This is a genomic window from Mesorhizobium sp. B2-6-1, assembly GCF_006440475.1.
Taxonomy (GTDB): domain Bacteria; phylum Pseudomonadota; class Alphaproteobacteria; order Rhizobiales; family Rhizobiaceae; genus Mesorhizobium.
This window is the reverse complement of sequence record NZ_VFUH01000003.1, coordinates 115,968-134,594: the sequence shown is the minus strand read 5'-3', so window position 1 is coordinate 134,594 and position 18,627 is coordinate 115,968. Positions and strand designations below refer to the sequence as shown.

Sequence of the window (18,627 nt, the reverse complement as noted above, 5' to 3'; positions counted from 1 at the left end):
TCTCGGCTCTCTTCTCTGCCCGCAGGGTGCGAGATCGATATTTAGAACCTGCATGGAACGGGGACATGCCAGAAAAATCGGATCACCCACCTGCAACGCCATATGAACGGGCCGAAATCGAGCAGGGCAAGTGGCGCAGGTTTCTGCTCTTTGGGCTCCTCCTGCTTGCGGGCGGCGTGTTTTCAGTCGCAGTTCCCAGCGTTTCCAATTTCGCATCCAACGTCGTGTTCGCCGTGGCCCTGATGGCAGTCGGCGTCATCAAGGTCATCCAATCGCTCTGGATCAAAAGTTGGGTGGGCTTCGTGTGGCAGGAACTGACCGGCTTCTTCGAGCTCATCGGCGGCATCATGATTTACTTCAATCCTATCAAAGCATCGGCCGCAATATCATTGTTCATAGCGTTTGTACTATTTGTCCACGGTGTTCTTCAATTAATCATCGCCGCTGAAGTCAGGAAAGTCGGCGGCTGGTATTGGTTCGCCGTTTCCGGAATCGTGGCCATATTCGCTGCTTTCTCCATACTGCTGAAGTGGCCGATCGTCAGGGAGATGCCGACTGGCTTGGTGGCCGGATTTTCCATGATGATTGCTGGACTGGCGTATCTCGTCATTGCCCTGAGCGTGCGCAGGACGAAGATTTTGTCTTGAGAGCAGGATACGACGATGATGAAAAGCAATTTTGACTTTCGAGCCAGGGTCGTGGCGGCCGCATTGCTAGTCGGCGTGGGCGGCTTCGCGGGAGCGGCACGTGCGCAGACCGCGGCGACGGTGCCAGTGGTCGTGCAGAAGGTCCAGTCCGGTCCGGCAAACGCGCCGCTGACATACAACGCGCAGGTCGAGGCGATCGATGCGGTCGACATTCAGGCGCGCGCGTCCGGCCTGCTCAAGGAGATCAGGTTCTCCGAAGGCCAGCGCGTGAAGGAGGGCGATCTGCTTTTCGAAATCGAGCCGGATCAACTGTCGGCGGCGGTAATGTCCGCACAGGCGCAAGTGGCCAGGACCGAAGCCACCCGCAACGCCGCGCGACAAAGCCTCTCACGCGCCAGGGACCTGCTCAGCCGCAGGACTATTTCTCAGGCCACGTTGGATGACGCTCAGGCTGCATTCGATGTCGCCGCGGCGGATGTTCAAAGCGCCAATGCAGCCCTCAATACGGCCGAACTCAATCTTTCCTATGCTCAGATCAGGTCTCCCATCAATGGCACCATCGGCCGCTCCCTGGCGACGCGCGGTAATCTCGTGGGGCCCGGCTCCGGATCATTGGCGCGCATCGTCCAGCTCGATCCTATCCGCGTCGCATTCTCGATCGCTGACAGCACTTTGGTCGACATCAGGCAGAAACTCGCCGGGGGCCAGAAGATCGATGCGAACAAATTCCACCTGAGTCTGTCTCTCGCCAACGGCACACAATTTGCTTCACCGGGGCGGGTGCAGTTCATCGACAACGAGGTCAATCAGCAGACCGGTACCGTCGCCGTCCGCGCGCTGTTCCCCAACCCGGACCACATATTGGCGCCTGGCCAGTTCGTCCGGCTAACAATCGTCGACGAAGAAGCCAGGAAATTGCCGATGGTGCCGATGGCGTCCGTTCTTCAAGACCGCCAGAGCAAGTTCGTCTTCGTGCTCAACGACAACAATACCGTGACCAGGCAGGCGATCACGACCGGTGCGCGCATCGACAATCGCTGGGCGGCGACGAGCGGATTGGAAGGCGGCGAAACGATCGTCGTCGAGGGCCTGCAACGCGTTTCCGATGGTCAGCAGGTCACCCCCCGCGAAGCGGAGGGTACGCAATGATCTCGGACCTCTTCATCAGCCGCACCCGGCTCGCGATCGTCGTCTCGATCATCATTTCGATCGCCGGCGGGATCGCGGTGTTTTCCCTTCCCATACAGCAGTATCCGCAGATCACCCCTCCAACGGTGACGGTGTCGGCCTCCTATCCGGGAGCAAGCGCGGAAGTCATCGCCGACGTGGTGGGCGGCCCGCTGGAGACGGCCATCAATGGCGTGGACCACATGATGTACATGTCGTCCACCAGCTCCAATGCCGGCCAATACACGCTATCGGTGACCTTCGAGGTCGGAACCGATCCCGAGACAGCACAGATCAACGTGCAGAACCGCGCCCAGCTGGCGATCTCGCGCCTGCCGGCGGCGGTCGCGCAGCAAGGTGTCTCCGTGCGTGCCCGCTCGCCGGATTTTATCCTCGGCATCGCTTTCTATTCGCCGGACGACAGCCTCGATGCGCTGGCGATCACGAATTTCATCACCACGACCGTCGCCGACACGATATCGCGCGTGCGGGGCGTCGGCGAGGCCTCGGTCGCCGGGGCTTCGGAATACTCGATGAGGGTGTGGCTCAACCCGCAGCGCATGGACGCGCTTGGCCTGACGCCCGACGATGTCTCGGCCGCCATCCAGCGGCAAAACATCCAGGCGACGCTCGGACAGGCCGGCGCGCCCCCGCAGGCGCAGGGCTCGGAGCTGCAATACACTCTGGTCGCGCAGGGGCGGCTGAGAAGCGTCGAGGGATTCGGGGACATCGTCGTGCGCACGGGCTCGGCGGGGGCCAAGGTCTACCTGCGCGACATCGCGCGGCTCGAGCTTGGCGCACTAAGCTATGCTTCGAGCGCCAGCTTTGCCGGACACGCCTCGGCGATGATGCAGATCAACCAGTCGCCCGGCGCCAACGCCATCCAGACCGCGGCGTCGGTCCGCGCCGAACTGGAGCGCCTCTCGTCACGTTTTCCCAAAGGCATGCAGTATCACATCGTCTACGATGCGACCCGCTTCGTGAATGCCAGCATCTCGCTGACGGCCAGAACCCTGCTTGAGGCGTTCCTGATCGTTCTCGCAGTCACCTACGTCTTCCTGCAGGATTGGCGCGCCATGTTCATCTCGGCGCTTGCCATCCCGGTTTCCATGCTCGGCGCCTTGGCGGTGCTGTTTGCCGCCGGCTATTCGCTGAACATGATTTCTCTTTTGGCGCTGGTGCTGGCGATCGGCCTGGTGGTGGACGATGCCATCCTTGTCGTCGAGAACGTCAAGCATGTGCTGGAGGATACCCCTGACATCGCGGTCGCCGACGCCACGCGCAAGGCGATGCACCAGATCACCGGGCCGATCATTTCCACGACCTTGGTGCTGCTTGCCGTGGTGACGCCGACTGCGTTTCTCGGCGGCATAGGCGGCCAGCTCTACCGGCAGTTCGCCGTGACGCTGTCTTCGGCCCTGGTGATTTCCTCCTTTGTCGGATTGACCCTGAGCCCGGCGCTGGCCGCACTGCTTTTGCGGCGCGATGTGGGCCATTTCAAGCGTGGCCCGCTGGCCTGGTTCACGGCATTCATGAACAAGACGCGTGACGGCTATGGACGCCTCGTCGGGTTTCTGGTGCGGCATTGGTACGTGCCGATGGCGGGATTGCTTGCCTGTTTTGCCGCCGCCTATCTGATCTTCACCGGGCTACCGTCGACTTTCCTGCCCGACGAGGACCAAGGCGCGCTGTTCGTCGACATCCAGTTGCCCAATGCCGCTTCGCTCGACCGCACGAAAGCCATCGTGGAGGACGTGCGCAAGATTCTGACCGACACCGGAGGCGTGCAAGACGTCATCACGGTTGCGGGGTTCAGCATCCTTCAGTCGACGAGTTCGCCGAGCGGCGCAATGGCGGTCGCGGCGCTGAAGCCCTGGGACGAGCGCAGGTCCAGCGAACTGCAGCTCGCCGGCATCCTGCAGGCGCTGCGGATGAAGTTCTCCCAAATTCCGGGCGCGAACGTCGCCGTGTTCGCGCCGCCGGCGATTGCCGGCATCGGCTCGGTCGGTGGCCTGGACTTCCGCCTGCAAGCGCTTGAAGGACAGCCGCCACAAGAGATCGCGCAGGTCGTCGGCGCCCTGCTTGGCGCCTTCAATCATCTGCCGGAGCTCGGCGGGGCCGCCACCACCTTCAGCGCCAATGTCCCGCAGGTCTATGTCGACGTCGACAGAACGCGCGCCGAAGCGCTTGGGGTAAGCGTGTCGGACGTCTATTCCACCATCGGCGCGGCCTTCGGATCGCGCTACGTAAATGATTTTACGCTCAATGGCCGCGTGTTCCAGGTCAATCTGCAGGCCGATGCCGATTTCCGTGCCCATGCGGAAGACATCTTGAACCTGCATGTGCGTAGCCGGAACGGCACCATGGTGCCCTTGAACAATCTGGCGTCGTTGACGACGATCCTGTCGCCATTCGCCATCCAGCGTTACAATCTCTCGGTCGCCGCTCCCATAAACGCCATTACCGCACCTGGAAGCAGCAGCGGCGGCGCCATGGACGCGATGGAGAAGACAGTGGCCCAGCTGTTGCCGAATGGCTATGGCTTCGAGTGGTCAGGCCTGTCGTTTCAAGAGCGCCGCGGCAGTGGCCAGGAGGGGCTGGTCTTTGCGCTGGCGTTCCTCTTTGCCTATCTCTTCCTTGTCGCCCAATACGAGAGCTGGTCGCTTCCGTTGATCGTCATCCTTTCGCTCGGAGCGGCTCTCTTCGGCGCCATAGCGGCATTGAAGGTCTTCGGGTTGCAGAACAGCCTCTACGTGCAGATCGCCATCGTGCTGCTGATCGGGCTGGCGGCGAAGAATGCCATCCTGATCGTGGAATTCGCCAAGGAGCGGCGCGATGAGGGACTAAGCATAATGAAGGCGGCGCGGATCGGGGCCGAGCAGCGCTTCCGGGCCGTCATGATGACCGCGGTTTCCTTCATCCTCGGGATCATTCCTCTTGTCGTGTCGACTGGTGCCGGTGCGGGCGCGCGGCGGGCTGTTGGCGTCACAATTTTCGGGGGCATGGCCGCGGCTACGACTATTGGCCTGTTGATCATCCCCTCCGTCTATTTTGTCGTCCAGAAAGCAACCGAGTATCTGTCGTCCCGGCGTCGGGGAGATCGTACGGAACGCCTCGATACGATCGAACCATCACATTGAGGTTCGTCCTCGCCAAAGGGCGGTCGAAATGGCCCGCGGCAACCATTTATATTCTTGGAATCTCAATTCTTGGCTTTGCGTCCATTTTTTCGCCGAACGGACTCCTTCTCCGAAACGCGACGATGGACTGAAGACCGGATGTAGGTACATTCGGCGCAATATTTGGCGAAGTTGCCCCCAGAGGCCGGTTTCCGGGCGGCCTTCGAATTCAGTGACGCATCGTCTGGAGGCTGCAACCGTGAGTCCAAAGTCCTGCTCATCCTTGCCGTTGGCCGCTTTGCTCGCGGTGTTGTCGCTGTACGCCACCGCAACGAGCAATGCGGAGGCTGCCTCGTTGGCTGCACGCGGCAACGAACCCGGCTGGCAAATCAGCATCTCGGACACCGCGCTCAGCTTTAACGCCTTAGGGGGCGAGACCTTCACAGCTCAGCCGGCTCCGCGTCCCACAAGGCAAGGCGACGCCGACACCTATCTGGCGACGGTAGACGGCCGGCAACTCGCGCTGACCATCGCTGCCAAAATATGCGTCGATACCATGAGCGGAATGCCATACCCCCAAACCGCGACCGTCATCCTTGGCGACCGGAAATTTGAAGGCTGCGCCGGAGAGCCGGGCGACCTCCTTCACGGAGATTGGCTCGTGGACGAGATTCGAGAAGAAACCACGGTCGCGGGTTCGAAACCCACCCTTGCCTTCGAGCCGGATGGACGCATCCATGGGAATGGTTCGTGCAATCGGTTCTTTGGCGGCTTCGCCTTGACCGGAGAAGCGCTGACGATCTCGGAAACCGGCTCGTCCAGGATGATCTGCGATCAGCCCCTCATGGATCAAGAGCGCAATCTTCTGGAGGCACTCGGGTCCGTCCGTCGCTTTGAAGCCCCACAGACAGGACGAGTGCAACTGTTGGACAAGGATGGCCAAAGGCTGGTGAGTTTACGAAGATAAGCCGGCGCGGCCAGCAGCATGCAGAACCCCGCAGGACGATTTGTGTTGGTTATCTCGCTGGCATTGCTGGTGCAAAGCTGCGCCGGTCCAAGAGCCGTGACGGGCCTTGCCTCGCCTGTACAAATTAGCAACGAAATGTCGGCTATTTCCTTCCTGATTGCCACCACGCGCACAAGGTTCCCCACCTCCGAACCGCCCTATTCGCGGGATCGTTCCCCGACGTTGAGTTTTTCGCAGTTGACTGTCGTCGTGCCGGCCACACACCGGCCGGGCGTCGTCGAGACGTCATCGACATCACCCGATCCGAAGCGCCATTTTTCCGCTCGTGATCTTGTCCGCTTCGAGAACAGAGCATCCTTCGCAGGTCGGTTGAACGGGATGCTGGCGAAGCGTCCGCCTTCGGAGCGCGAGGTGTTTATCTTCGTGCACGGCTACAACAACAATTTTGCCGAAGGCCTGTTTCGTAATGCCCAAGTCGTCCACGACTACCGCATCTCCTCGGTTCCGGTTCATTTCTCCTGGGCGTCGGCGGGATCTATCGGCGCCTATCTTTTCGATCGCGATAGCGCTCTCCAGGCGCGGGACGGCTTGGCCGAAACGATCGAAATCGCAGCTCGATCGAACGCTAGCGGTGTTTTCATCGTCGGCCATTCCATGGGCGCGTATGTCGTAATGGAGGCGCTTCGCACCCTTGTATTGCAAGGTAAGGCGGCGGTTACCTCAAGAATCCGCGGCGTCTTGCTTGCCGCGCCCGATATCGATCCAGATGTCTTCAGCAGCCAAGTCAGGGACATACCCCAACTGCCGCACCCCTTCACGATCGTTGTCTCTCGGCGAGATCGCGCCTTGAGCCTGTCGCGGCGCATTGCAGGTGGCCAGCCACGAGTCGGCAGTGGCTTCGATATCCCGCTCCTCCAGAAAAAGGACATTCAGGTTATCGACATTTCCGACGTGGACGGCGGCGGCCACAGCGGCTTTGCAACGTCGGAAACACTGATGAAGCTGTTGAGGTCCGGGCCCCTGCTGCGCCGTCTCATCGTGAACGAAGATATGCCGGTCGAAGACAAAGCCGAAGAGACCCGGCAGATCATCTTCGATAACGCCTCCCTCGTTCTCCATCTGCCGCTCACAATCCTGAAGCGGTCGGCATCCCGGCAATCCGTGTCCCAGCAGCCGGCGTCCGAGATCGGCGCCATGTGATGAAAGCCCCTGCATTTTGAATCAGACGGAATGAACATTTGGAAGCTGAAGTCGCGATAACAATCCTGCTGAAGCTTGTGCTTGCGTTGCTGCTCGGCGCGCTGATCGGTGCGGAACGCCAGTACCGGCAACAATATACAGGACTTGTGACGCACGCGCTGGTCGCACTGGGCGCGGCGGCATACTCCTCGCTGCCGGGCGCTCTTGGCTCAGGTCTCGATCTTAGAATGGGGGCTCAGGTCGTAACCGGCATTGGGTTCCTTGGCGCCGGCCTGATCATCAGGGACGGTTCCAACATAAGAGGGTTGAGTACGTCCGCGACGATCTGGAGCACTGGCTCTGTCGGGGTCTTCGTAGGCTTTGGCTTTCTGCTGCTGGCCGCGGAAACCGCAATGCTCATTATTATACTCAATTCGCTTCTTCCTAATTTCTCAAGATTCTTTCGAAGGCACTCTCAGGAACAACCTGCCGTCGAATACACGTACACCATAGAGATCGTATGCTCACGAGATAATGTTTATTTGCTCAGATCGATTCTGCTTCAGACCATCAATACAAACCTCCTCCGCCTACGCTCCCTTAACAGCCATCCCATCAATGAGGGCGACGCCATGAGAATAGAAGCAACGTTGTTCAGCAACCGTGATGATGCGCAATCAGTCGAACGCGTCGTCGCTCACCTCGCGCTCGACTCGAATGTTCAGTCGGCTTCCTGGGAGCCGGAAGAAAAGACCGAATAGAGCGAAAGCCAGAAAGACCCTCGACACCACCTCGAAACGTCAAATTTTAAGGAGCTGCTACAATGGAAGGAAACACCAAGGCCTTGTTGGCAAACAAATTGATAGCTATCGGCCTCTTGCTCATAGGCTTTCTCATTTTTGCATCGGGCTATCGCTATGGCTCTCCATCGAGCATCATGGTTGGCTGTCTTCTCTTTGCTATCGGAATCATTCTTCTGATTATAAAGATCGCCCGCAGAAACAAGCCGGACTCGGTTGCTTGACTTATCGAGTTGGACGAAAGCGATCGCGTCCAACTCCAGTCCGGACAAAAGACTTGGAGAGGCCCTCGTTGTTGGAGGCTCCTAACTGGTACGCCCGCCAGTATAATTCCGTGGTCGCGCGCACCCGCGAGTCCGATCCCGACGCGGAATTCCATATCCAGCAGATTGGCGAGCAGCGCCATGCATCGAGCCTTGCAACGATAGACTATGGCGACGCGTTCGTCCTCGATTTGCGGGACAAGGGTGGCATCGCCATGTCCGGGGCGATCAATGACGATGCGTTGACGGCGGTGTTCCTCTGGGGCGAAGGCACGACCTTCAACGGACAACGGAGTGAAGTACCGCAGTTGCGGATCATCGGCCCGGGAACAGAATTCAAGCTGGAGATGCCAGGAAGCTATCGCCTCATGCGGATCGGTCTGCGTGGGTCCGCGCTCGAGTCTCTGCGCACGGCATCAGCCTCCCACCTGGGCCAGAGGACCGCGCTGATGCCAGGGATACATGAGCAACGCCTCACGGCAGGAGCCGAGCTGGAGCTTCAGCAGAGGCTGCTGCGAACCGTCGGGTTCGCGGAAGCTGCAGCACAGCGTGGCTATGACCTAAGTGCCGGCCTGGCCGTTGCGGCGAGCGAAGCGGGCGCCGCGCTCGCGCGGGTGCTTTCCCTCACGGAGCAACCATCCCCCCGCGCCCTCGGCTCCAGCGATCGGCGCGATATCGTTGATGCCACCCTGGCCATTCTGGAGGCAAGGCCTCATAGCCCTGTTTCCGTCAGTGCAGTCTGCGAGGTACTGGGCATTGGCGAGCGAATGTTGGAGCGCGCCTTTCAGGAACGTCTGGGAGTCAGCCCTCGAGCTTACGAGCGGGAGCGGCGGCTTCGGGCCGCGCACGGCCTTATCCTGACGCAGGGCGATCGCCTCTCGATCACCGACATCGCCATGAGCTTTGGTTTCTGGCACCTGGGCCGTTTCGCTGGAGCCTATACGTCAATCTTCGGATGCTCCCCCAGTGAGGCGCGTCGGCGCTTCTGGAGACACGCAGCACCAGACTGATGGGATGCTCAAACCTGCCGATCCGAGGCTGGTTAACGCGGTGCCCCAGGCATTTTGATCAGGATGGAAGACGATGAAGCCGTCGGCTCCTGTGGACGGAGGCAGTCGGCAGAAATGCCGGATCCCCCGCGGTCGGCGAATCCTAAAGCCAACCACACACCTACGCGTAGGGCCTCATCACAGCTATGTGCAGCCCGCATTCGGCCTATTTGCCTACTGAACCACCCCAATCCGAGAGCTTTCAGGCACTCCGTCGGAAAGTGGATAGAAATTGGTCGGCCGTCAGGAGATTCTGATGGCGCGACCTCAGTGGGGCCGCAACAAACTTTCCGACCGGTTGGTCGCAAGCAAGAGAAATGCAAGGTCACTCCACATGGCGCGCTCGGCGGCGACGAGAATGGCCATGGTCGCAAGGGTAAATACGATGCGAAAAACGCTGTCCCAGCTTCCACGAGAAATAAACGCATTGTCTACGTTTGGGATTCCTAGCCCACTCTAGGGGAGCATCTCCGGCTTAAGATTGCCTCAAAATCAATCTCATCCGCGGCGGCAGGTTGAGGGTGTGTTTTATTGTCGCTTTCCTTGCGGGAAACGACCTGCCGACCTCTTGAGCTGCCTATACTTCGGCGTCTCATGTACGACAGGAGTTTGTTATGGACGCGAGAGTAACCGCTGCCGGCATTCCCACCGACCCTTTTGCGGATGAGCCCCTAAGATGCGCCATCGACGTAAATAGCTTGTCGGCACCCCCAGCCGAACAGTTTGATTTCTATCGATCATGGTTTGCCGGGGTTGCCGAAATACAGCTTCTTCGGGCCGAGCACACCGTGTTCCCGGCTCGTCATCAGGTATGGCAGTTGGGCGATCTGGCGTTGAGTTCCATCGAAATCCCAGGCTCCGGCTACGAGATACAATGGGAACATCGCAGACGGTCCCTGTTGGATCACTGGATGCTGTCGGTGCCGTTCTCGCAGTCTGCTGCCGGCGAGATGATATCTCGTCGGCCCCGCATGAGGTGTCTGGCCTTGCCCGATGTTGGAGTGAGCAACGATGATCTGTTCATCACACTGTTTCTGCCCCGCACATGGCCGGCAACCAGATCATCGAAAATCGAAGCCAGCGACGAGGCACTGGATTTTCTTGCGCACTACGCCGTTCTGCTGCACCGCTCACTTCCTCATTTGAGAGAAGCGGATCTGCCCCATATCGTCACCGCGACTGCCAACATTTCCGCGGCTGCTCTTATGCCGACAAAAGATCATCTGGCAGAGGCGCAAGGGCCTGTGAACGCGGTGTCTGCCGCTCGGATTGCCAAGCGTATCGCAGAGAGGTTGAGCGATCCCGACTTGACGCCCAACAAACTCTGCCGTGCGGTCGGTGTTTCACGCTCCCGTCTCTACCGGATTTTCGAGCCGGTGGGCGGTGTGTCCAACTATGTGCGGCGCAAGCGGCTGCTGAAAACGCGCGACGCTCTAGCGGACAGTTCGGACAGGCGAACGATCTCCAGCATTGCCGAAGTATGGGGCTTCCAAGATCCGTCTACCTACAGCCGGATGTTCAAAACAGAGTTCGGCATCTCTCCAAGGGAAGCACGCGAACTCGGGTGGCAGGGCGTCAAGCATTCGACCTGGCTGACTGTGGATGAGCCAGTCGCGGATGCTGGCATCCTGAGCAACCTTCTGATCAACAATTCATTGGGATTGTCCCTTTCTTCAAGACAGTGACGGATTCCTGGCAGAGGTCGGGGGCACCTGGAGGATCATCCCACGAGCTACAAGAAATATACGTCAAACCCATATTATGGATTCCTCGCATATTTTTCAAAAATCGATGACCGTTTAAGCTCAGCCGTGTCCTCTTCATTAGCATCACGATTTTCGGTAACTCCACTCTGGGTTTTTAATTGTCAGGACCGTCTCCTTGCGAAAAGCACATCGTTCATTGTTGATCTGCTAGCTCGATAGGAGCTTGTGATGGAGGTAACAGTACGAAGCGATACTCTTGGCGAGCCGATCGCTGGAGCAGTTGCCATACACGCTGCCGACATCCGCACATCATCGATTCTGCTGGCTGGGCGAGATGTTCTTGTCGACTGGTTCTATACCACCCAAGCAGGTGCGGGTGTCAGGATTTCAAGTCCCATAACCTCGATCTCGCCGCGGCTACATCCGCCGGGGATGAGCCCGATACGTCTGGTCTCTTGATCGAGAATTCCATGGGGTTGCCGTCACCCTCTTTCAAGCAATGAGTTTGCCTCAATGCAAGACAAGCCATCAATTGTCAGCGAAAGCGAAACGATCGGGACCCCAGAACCTCTAAGATGCGTCGTAGACGTTGATACCTCGCAGGCGCCACCGCCCGAGCAATTCGACCTTTTCCGGAGTTGGCACTCAAATATAGCCGACGTCGAATTGCTGCGAGACGAGTTCGGCTCGTTCTCTGCGCGCGAGCGGGCGTGGCGGTTGGAGAGCCTCGTGCTGGCTTTCATCGAATATCCCGGGATGGGGTACCGTCGGCGGTGGCGCAGCAGAAAGAGTCCGGTGTTCGACCACTGGGCTCTTTCGGTGCCCCAGACAATCCCCGCGGGCGGCGGCACGCCAAGAATGGGACAGCTGCGCTGGCAATGCCTGGGTGCACCGCATGAAGACCAGGGTGAGGATGACGGTGTCCTTGCGCTATTCCTTCCGCGGGATTTCGCCTTCTCGCAACCCTTCACGCTCGATATCCGGCCCGAGATGGCCGCATTCGTCGCCGACTATGTTCTGCTGCTCTATCATTCCTTCCCCCATCGCACGGAAAGCGACGTCCCGTATGTCGCATCGGCGACCACCAGCCTGCTTGCCGCGTGCATTTCCCCGTCCCGGGATCACTTTTTCGAAGCACAGGAGCCGATCGACGCGGTCATCATGGCCCGCGCGAACAAGATCATAATAGCCAATCTGGCCGACCGGAATCTGACACCGGGAAAGCTCTCGCAAGACCTCGGCATTTCACGCTCTCGACTTTATCGGATTTTCGAACCAGCCGGAGGAATCTCGCACTATATCCGGCGACAGCGGCTGCTGAAAACGAGGGACGCGCTCGGAAACATCGCGGATGGACGCCCGATTTCGAGCATTGCGGAGGAGTGGGGCTTCATGGATCCCTCGACATATAGCCGGACATTCAGGCGCGAGTTCGGAATCTCGCCCAAAGAGGCGCGGGAGGCGGGCTGGCTGGGCCTCAAGCACCCTCCGTTGGCGGAGCGGTCGAACAACGGCAAACCTTCTCTGAACAGCCTCCTGGCCAACAATTGCCTTCTCAGCCATCAGCTTTCGACTACGTGATTGGAGTCTTCGGCTGAGGTAATCTTGTCGAAGACAAGAGTGAACCCATTCCTTGGCGAAGCTGGAGATTGGACGCCGGTTCGAACTGCCCGCCGGGAACACCCCGCAGTCTGACGAGGCGCTCGTATGGCATAAGAGATTGCACCCTCAGCGGAGAGGCCGATGTCAGAAGTGTTGGTCCCGATAGCGCAGGCTCATCGAAGCTCATAAAATACCAGCCAAGAAGTCATTAAATTTCGGAGGTTCATTTGGTGAATTCTTTGAGCAGACGATCCGTGATCGTTGGGGGAATATCATTTCTGGCGCTGTCCGGGCATGCGGAAGCTTCCCAAAAGAGTTGGTATATCGGGAGAATTCCAGATAAGCCTTTTGACATCCCTCTCGTAGACAAGACGCGCATCCCCCAGCAATTCCGTCGGCAAACAGTGCCTTACTTGGGTAGGGAAACCGCCGGAACAATCCTAATCAACAAGCAGGAGCGCTTCCTGTACTATGTCGAAGACGCAGGCAGGGCGATCCGCTTCGGCATCGCTGTCGGTCGGGATGGACAGCGATGGGGTGGAGAGGCCATCGTTGAACGAAGAGCCCAATGGCCGACCTGGACCCCCACCGCCAACATGCGACGCCGTAATCCGAGCTTGCCGCAGCGCGTTCCGGGAGGCCCAAACAATCCTCTCGGCGCCCGGGCGCTGTATCTGTATCGCAATGGACACGCTGTATCGCATTCATGGGACCAATGAGCCGTGGACCATTGGAAAAGCTGCATCATCCGGCTGCATCAGGATGTTGAACGAGCATATTTTTGAACTCTTCGGAACGGTGCGCAACGGCGCGCGCGTTATCGTTGTCTAGCCTGCGGCAATCATGAATGCCATTGCGCGGCACCTCTAAATGCCGAGGCCGACGCGTGGAGACATCCTCGTCACAGGACACCGTCTCTCCGGAAGCTTGAGCGCAGAGGAAGCCGGCGCTTCTCCGGTTTCGTTTGGCTACCGCACGACCAATACAGGCACACTTCCATCCGCGAGAACCTCCGACGTCTGGCTTCCCAGCAAAAGCTTTCTGATGCCACGACGGCCATGGGAAGCCATCACAATCAGGTCGCAGCCTCGTGACTTGGCGGTGTCGATAATCGCCTTGGCCGGGTAGGTATCCGGGACATGTAGAAATTCTGCGGAAACCCCCATCCGGTCGGCTGCCTCCCTGACTTGATCGAGGACTTGCCCTGCGAATTCCTTGCTCGCGGCCTCAAAACTATCAACCTCCTCCTGCGAAGGAATAGACCCGGAGGTAAATCCGGTTCCATAGTCAATCAGCATTGGCTCCGTGACCGTGACAACTGTCGCCTTGGCAGCCAAGGCTTTCGCCAGGGCTATCCCCTGCTCAACGCCCTTCCTGGCGACGTCGGAGCCATCCGTGCTCACGAGGATATGAGTGTACATCTGAGTTCTCCCTGCCTGGTCGACCACGGTTCCGGCAACACCAACACTCGTCGAGATATGCACGTTGGTGCACTGCAAGCCCTCTCTTGGACATCCAACTCACGCCGCTTGTATCGCGACGCTGGGCACATTCGGGAGCGGACGCACCATCTCCAAACCGCGGAGGAATAGCGCTAGCCCGGCCCGGCGATCACCAATTGCCTTTTCGTGTACCAGCTATGGTTAAATCACAGACAAGACGACAGATGTTCGCAATGCCTTTGTTGCCCGCTCAACCTACAATTCATCGAGTCATTGCGTTATGTGCAATTTATCCCAATGAATTGCATCTCGTCCAATTCTCCTTATTGCGACGTGCATATGTTGGCGATTCCCCTTTCGACCCCAAAATCGAACAATATGATTTGATCAATGTATCTTTCGGTGAGTATCTCCATGTGAAAAGAAGCACATTATTGACTGGAGGGGCGGCAGCCGTCACCGCCTGTCTGCAAAGCCCGCCTTTTCGCAGTCGATGGGACGTGCATCTTGGGGTTAAAGGCGACGCGCCCCTACACCGCGCGAATGACTCGGGCGGAAGCCCCGAGCCCGAGCGACCAATCGATCTTTTCTGATCCCGGCACAGGATCGTTTTCGGTCATAATTCGAAGAAAGCAGACAACCAGATCCGCGACTATGCCGATTTGCGTCCGGCTTTGGCTTTGGGGCGGTCCTTGATGCCTTCCTTGGCGAGACTCTTGCGGAGAACCGACGCCAGATCGATAACGTTCTCCTTGGGCGGGGGCACCGGTTTGGGCGGCTGCTTGCCCTTGCGTTTTGCGTCGATCAACGCGATGAGCGCATCCTCGTAGGTGTCTTCAAATTTCGACGGATCAAACTTGGTCACTTTTTTGTCGATCAGCAGGCCTGCGATTTCGAGCAGTTCCTGGTCATATTCATGGCTTTCCAGGTCTTTGAATACGGTCTCTTCCGAGATCATCTCGTCATGGGTCCGCAACTCGGTAAGCAGCATTCCCTTGCCATATGGCTGTATCACGACTTCGCGCCCGCGTTGGTACAGCACCACGCAGGACCGCGCCGCCACGCCCTTCTTGGCCATCGCTTCGCGCAGCACGGAGAAGGCCTCGGTAGAAGCACCGTCGGCAGGGATCAGGTAATAAGGCTTTTCCAGGTAGCGCGTATCGATATCCTTGATGGCGACAAACTCGTCGACCTCAAGCGTGTGCTCAGACGTCATCTTTAGCTTTTTGATCTCGTCCGGTTCGACCTTGATGAAATCGCCCGCGTCTGCCTCGTAGCCTTTGACTTGGTTTTCGCTATCGACGACATCGCCCGTCTCTTCGTCAACATAGGCAGCCTTGACGGGCAATCCATCTTTCCGATTCAAAATCTTGAAGTGGATTTTCGATGCCTCACTGGTTGCACCCACAAGCTTCACTCCGCACGACACGGACCCGACTTTCAGAAACCCTTTCCAAACTGCTCGTGGGGCCGCCATGCAGTCCTCCTGTCGCGCCGATCCTTGGCACAAACGTCAGCCGGATCGTTCCGTTCCGCCCGCCTGATCAGCATCGACGCACGCGATCGCATCACGGATGGTGCGGCTTTCCATGCCAACGGTGCCCCCGCGCGGCGTCAATCCTGCTTTCGCCGCGACAAATGCGAGAGCAGCGCGGTGATCAGGCTGCTTACCACAATCCATGCGGCGATCTCGCCGTCATGCACCTCAGGCCGGCGCGGCGTGTCTATCTTGTCGCCGCTCAACGCCACTACCGGCGCAAGGTCTGGCCGGCTTCCGCGCCTGACCGAGTAAGCGCGCGTAATTTCTGCACCGAAGAGGAATATCTGCGCTGAATAATAGACCCAAAGCAGCACCACCATAAGCGCGCCTGCCGCTCCGTAGGAAGTCGCTATCGCGCTGGTGCCGATATACCAGCCGATCAGCGACTTGCCGATGGTGAACAGCAACGCAGTAACCACCGAACCGACGGCAACATCGCGCCATTTGAGCGTGCGATCCGGCAAGACCTTGTAGATCGCGGCGAAGAGCAGCCCAATTAGCAAGAAAGAGACAACGGTGTTGACGGTGCCGAGCACCAGTTCGCCGAACGGCAGGTGGTGATTGATGACATCGCTCAGCGCGGTGATCGCTGCGCTTGCCGCCAGCGATACCAGCAGCATGAAGCCCAACGCGGCAACCAGGCCGAGGCTTGCCGCGCGCGCCCGCACCAGGCGCGAAAGCGACAGGCCGTCGGCTTTTACCTTCCAGATCTCGTTCAACGACTGTTGCATCTCACCGAAAACACCGGAGGCAGTGAAGAAGAGCGTCACCAATCCGATGAGCGTGGCAAGCGTCCCGGACCATCGGTGCGAAGCCGTCTCGATCGTCGCCTTGAGTAGATCGGCACTCTGCGCGCCCATCGCGCCGGATATCTCCGTTGACAGGGCGAGCTGGGCCGCATCCTTGCCCACGGCCAGACCGGCGATCGCCACGACGATCAGAAGGATCGGCGCCAGCGATGTCGTGGCGTAGAAAGCCACCGCTGCCCCGTGGCTCAACGCATTATCGTCGATGAAGCCGGTGACGGCGTCCTTCAAGAGAATCCAGGTACCGCGAACCCAGTGTGGCATCTCCCCTCACCAGTCACGCCATATGGGACGCGGAGCGTCGCGACCTATCTCGATCATGCCTGTCACGGCTCGTCGCACAGGGCTTCCCGTAGCCGATACAGCGCGCGGGTTGGGGTCAAGCTTCATCGAGCGCAGCCCGTCGGTAAGGCTGGCGCGGTGAGATGGCGTGGATAATCCCATCCCGCGAGCTCGGCCTCGTTGGCGAGCCTTACGTCGCAGGGTGATGCGTCAGCCATTTCGGGCCGCGCAATTTTTCTTGAGCCTTATGATCGCCGATTTGTGGACGGTAACCACCCCGCCACAGTCAATCCGTACGCTCAGCTTGTTGGTTTCAGGATCGACCCGAGTGACGTCCCCAACAAGAACGACTTTGTCTCCGACGTGAGTTCTGGGGGGCGCATCGATCGCATAAGGACGATCATAGGAGGGGATGCTCACCCTGGCGCGCCCACTGGGAAGCATGTCCATGACCGTACTCGTCAGGGCAACTTCATCACCGATTGCAACTTCTCGAGGCAGGTTGAATTGCAGCATGGCATTTCTCCCGAGACTATCCCAAATCAATGCTGGCAGCTCGAGTTGGTTGCCTGAAATCGCACCTACATAGCAGGCAATCGGAGACGTGCCGACGCGGATCGCGAGCCGCGGGCTCAACAGCTCGCCGGGGAGGAGCACACGGGGGCGGAACCTTTAAGAGCCAAGCCAACCGATATTGCGTGATCGCGAAACGTCCCAGCGCGCAACGGCGTCTCGCCCGAGGTTGGGTTGCATCTTGTAGGGCTCGCGTTCGCCGTAGCACCGGCGGTACCCCCGAGTTGGACATTTGCTGTCCGTTCCCGCAGGAGAAGCATCCAGCCTGCAGCACGTTAGGCGCAGTCTCTTTTCGCGAAATGTTGAGGCGAATTGCGTGGCCGACAAGGCAGGCCGACCACACGGGCGCCAGCTTGCCGTAACGCTGACGTAGAACAAGTTGAGATCGGAGCATGGGGCGCGCGAGACGCTCCGTCATCTCGATGCAGCGCCCTTCGCCGTTGGAGACAAAAGCGCATCTTTGCGGAACAAGCAGCCCGCGCCTCAGTTATGCAGGTACTCATCCCCGGGACGGCGGCTGGCTAAGATGTTTTCCAGTGTTACACCGTTGTAGTCGAGGCCTATCGCTTCTCTGGATTTTCGCGGCGGTAACCCTGTCGGGTTGCGCGGGAGGCGTGCTCGACCCGCAGGGACCGGTCGGCGCGGGGAACCGCACGATCCTCCTGAACTCACTGGCCGTCATGCTGGTCATCGTCATTCCGACGCTGGTCGCGCTGCTTGCCTTCGCCTGGATATTCCGTGCCTCGAACCGCAGGGCTCGGTATGATCCAGAGTTCACCTATTCCGGCCGGATCGAGCTCATCGTCTGGTCGATTCCGACGCTGACCATCCTCTTCCTCGGTGGCTTGATCTATTATGGATCGTACCATCTCGATCCTCGCAAGCCGATCGACTCCAGCCGGCCGCCACTCGAAATCCAAGTCGTGGCGCTCGACTGGAAGTGGCTGTTCCTCTATCCCGATCAAGGTGTCGGAACGGTCAACCAGCTGGTTATTCCGACCGGCATGCCGGTGCGTTTCAGATTGACCTCGGCCAGCGTCATGAACACCTTCTTTGTGCCCCAGCTCGGCAGCATGGTCTATGCCATGAACGGCATGCAGACCGAGGTCAACCTGCAGGCTGATCGCGAGGGCGAGTACTTCGGCCTGTCGGCGCATTTCAGTGGCGATGGCTTTTCGGACATGAATTTCCGTGTCAGGGCAGTCTCGGCTGACGCCTTCGCCAGTTGGGCCTCCTCCTTGCATGGCGGAGGCGGCGTGCTCAACGCCAGCGCCTATCGCCAGCTTGCCAGGCAAAGCATCAACGCGCCGGCATCCTCGTTCGGCCATGTGCAGCCGGGCTTGTTCGATGCGGTCGTGCACCAGACGCTACCTCCGGGGCCGGGACCTGCTGGAACCGCCGCCGGAGAGCCGCAGGTGAGCCCGAAAGCTGAGCCCAAGGCGGGAGCGCCGCCCATGGCTCACCAGCACGATGAAGGAGGATGAC

17 protein-coding genes are annotated in these 18,627 nt (G+C 59.1%); 13 read left to right on the top strand and 4 right to left on the bottom strand.

The genetic code is table 11. The features are described from left to right. Window positions 1–65 precede the first annotated feature (65 nt). From FJ443_RS08350 to FJ443_RS31940, 12 genes are all read left to right on the top strand, one after another. A complete protein-coding gene (locus FJ443_RS08350) occupies window positions 66–647 on the top strand; it encodes an HdeD family acid-resistance protein (protein WP_140499407.1) in 582 nt (193 codons plus the stop codon). A 15-nt stretch (window positions 648–662) separates the two neighbouring features. After that, window positions 663–1,796, top strand: coding sequence for an efflux RND transporter periplasmic adaptor subunit (locus FJ443_RS08345; RefSeq protein WP_140663486.1), 1,134 nt, complete (start codon window positions 663–665; stop codon window positions 1,794–1,796). Further along, entirely contained in the window at window positions 1,793–4,954 is a 3,162-nt protein-coding gene (locus tag FJ443_RS08340; RefSeq protein WP_140663484.1) for an efflux RND transporter permease subunit, read from the top strand. The genes FJ443_RS08345 and FJ443_RS08340 overlap by 4 nt, the downstream gene beginning before the upstream one ends. Before the next feature lie 238 nt (window positions 4,955–5,192). Beyond that, entirely contained in the window at window positions 5,193–5,900 is a 708-nt protein-coding gene (locus tag FJ443_RS08335) for an META domain-containing protein (RefSeq protein WP_181168378.1), read from the top strand. Window positions 5,901–5,918: 18 nt separating this feature from the next. After that, the gene (locus FJ443_RS08330; RefSeq protein WP_140499415.1) at window positions 5,919–7,100 is read left to right on the top strand and encodes an alpha/beta fold hydrolase; all 1,182 of its coding nucleotides are present in this window, start codon (window positions 5,919–5,921) and stop codon (window positions 7,098–7,100) included. 38 nt (window positions 7,101–7,138) lie between these two features. Continuing rightward, the gene (locus FJ443_RS08325; RefSeq protein WP_140663480.1) at window positions 7,139–7,840 is read left to right on the top strand and encodes an MgtC/SapB family protein; all 702 of its coding nucleotides are present in this window, start codon (window positions 7,139–7,141) and stop codon (window positions 7,838–7,840) included. Between the two features lie 62 nt (window positions 7,841–7,902). Next, window positions 7,903–8,103 carry a hypothetical protein gene (locus tag FJ443_RS08320; RefSeq protein ID WP_140499417.1) on the top strand — a complete coding sequence of 67 codons (201 nt, stop codon included), beginning with the start codon at window positions 7,903–7,905 and terminating at the stop codon, window positions 8,101–8,103. Between the two features lie 68 nt (window positions 8,104–8,171). Further along, the gene (locus FJ443_RS08315; protein ID WP_140584247.1) at window positions 8,172–9,152 is read left to right on the top strand and encodes an AraC family transcriptional regulator; all 981 of its coding nucleotides are present in this window, start codon (window positions 8,172–8,174) and stop codon (window positions 9,150–9,152) included. A gap of 653 nt (window positions 9,153–9,805) precedes the next feature. Beyond that, complete coding sequence (locus tag FJ443_RS08310; protein ID WP_140663478.1) at window positions 9,806–10,876, top strand: AraC family transcriptional regulator; 1,071 nt, start codon at window positions 9,806–9,808, stop codon at window positions 10,874–10,876. 534 nt (window positions 10,877–11,410) lie between these two features. Next, window positions 11,411–12,478: a helix-turn-helix domain-containing protein gene (locus FJ443_RS08305; protein WP_140521311.1), complete on the top strand. Its 1,068-nt coding sequence runs from the start codon at window positions 11,411–11,413 to the stop codon at window positions 12,476–12,478. 251 nt (window positions 12,479–12,729) lie between these two features. Next, entirely contained in the window at window positions 12,730–13,218 is a 489-nt protein-coding gene (locus tag FJ443_RS32035) for a L,D-transpeptidase (RefSeq protein ID WP_348641929.1), read from the top strand. Next, window positions 13,184–13,330, top strand: coding sequence for a L,D-transpeptidase (locus FJ443_RS31940; protein ID WP_281405527.1), 147 nt, complete (start codon window positions 13,184–13,186; stop codon window positions 13,328–13,330). Before FJ443_RS32035 ends, FJ443_RS31940 begins: the two co-directional genes overlap by 35 nt. A 137-nt stretch (window positions 13,331–13,467) precedes the next feature. On the opposite strand, the gene FJ443_RS08295 is transcribed toward FJ443_RS31940, so the two are convergent. From FJ443_RS08295 to FJ443_RS08280, 4 genes are all read right to left on the bottom strand, one after another. Next, window positions 13,468–13,920 (bottom strand): universal stress protein, encoded by a 453-nt coding sequence (locus FJ443_RS08295; RefSeq protein WP_140499425.1) that lies wholly within the window; start codon window positions 13,918–13,920, stop codon window positions 13,468–13,470. A gap of 673 nt (window positions 13,921–14,593) precedes the next feature. Further along, window positions 14,594–15,418, bottom strand: a complete 825-nt coding sequence (locus FJ443_RS08290) for a Ku protein (RefSeq protein WP_140517447.1) — start codon at window positions 15,416–15,418, stop codon at window positions 14,594–14,596. Window positions 15,419–15,555: 137 nt separating this feature from the next. After that, complete coding sequence (locus FJ443_RS08285; RefSeq protein ID WP_140565663.1) at window positions 15,556–16,551, bottom strand: YihY/virulence factor BrkB family protein; 996 nt, start codon at window positions 16,549–16,551, stop codon at window positions 15,556–15,558. A gap of 228 nt (window positions 16,552–16,779) precedes the next feature. Continuing rightward, window positions 16,780–17,085, bottom strand: a complete 306-nt coding sequence (locus FJ443_RS08280) for a preprotein translocase subunit YajC (protein ID WP_140500644.1) — start codon at window positions 17,083–17,085, stop codon at window positions 16,780–16,782. Between the two features lie 449 nt (window positions 17,086–17,534). Here FJ443_RS08280 and cyoA point away from each other — a divergent pair, with 449 nt between their 5' ends. Then, window positions 17,535–18,626, top strand: a complete 1,092-nt coding sequence (gene cyoA / locus FJ443_RS08275) for a ubiquinol oxidase subunit II (RefSeq protein ID WP_348640504.1) — start codon at window positions 17,535–17,537, stop codon at window positions 18,624–18,626. The last annotated feature ends 1 nt before the right edge of the window (window position 18,627 follow it).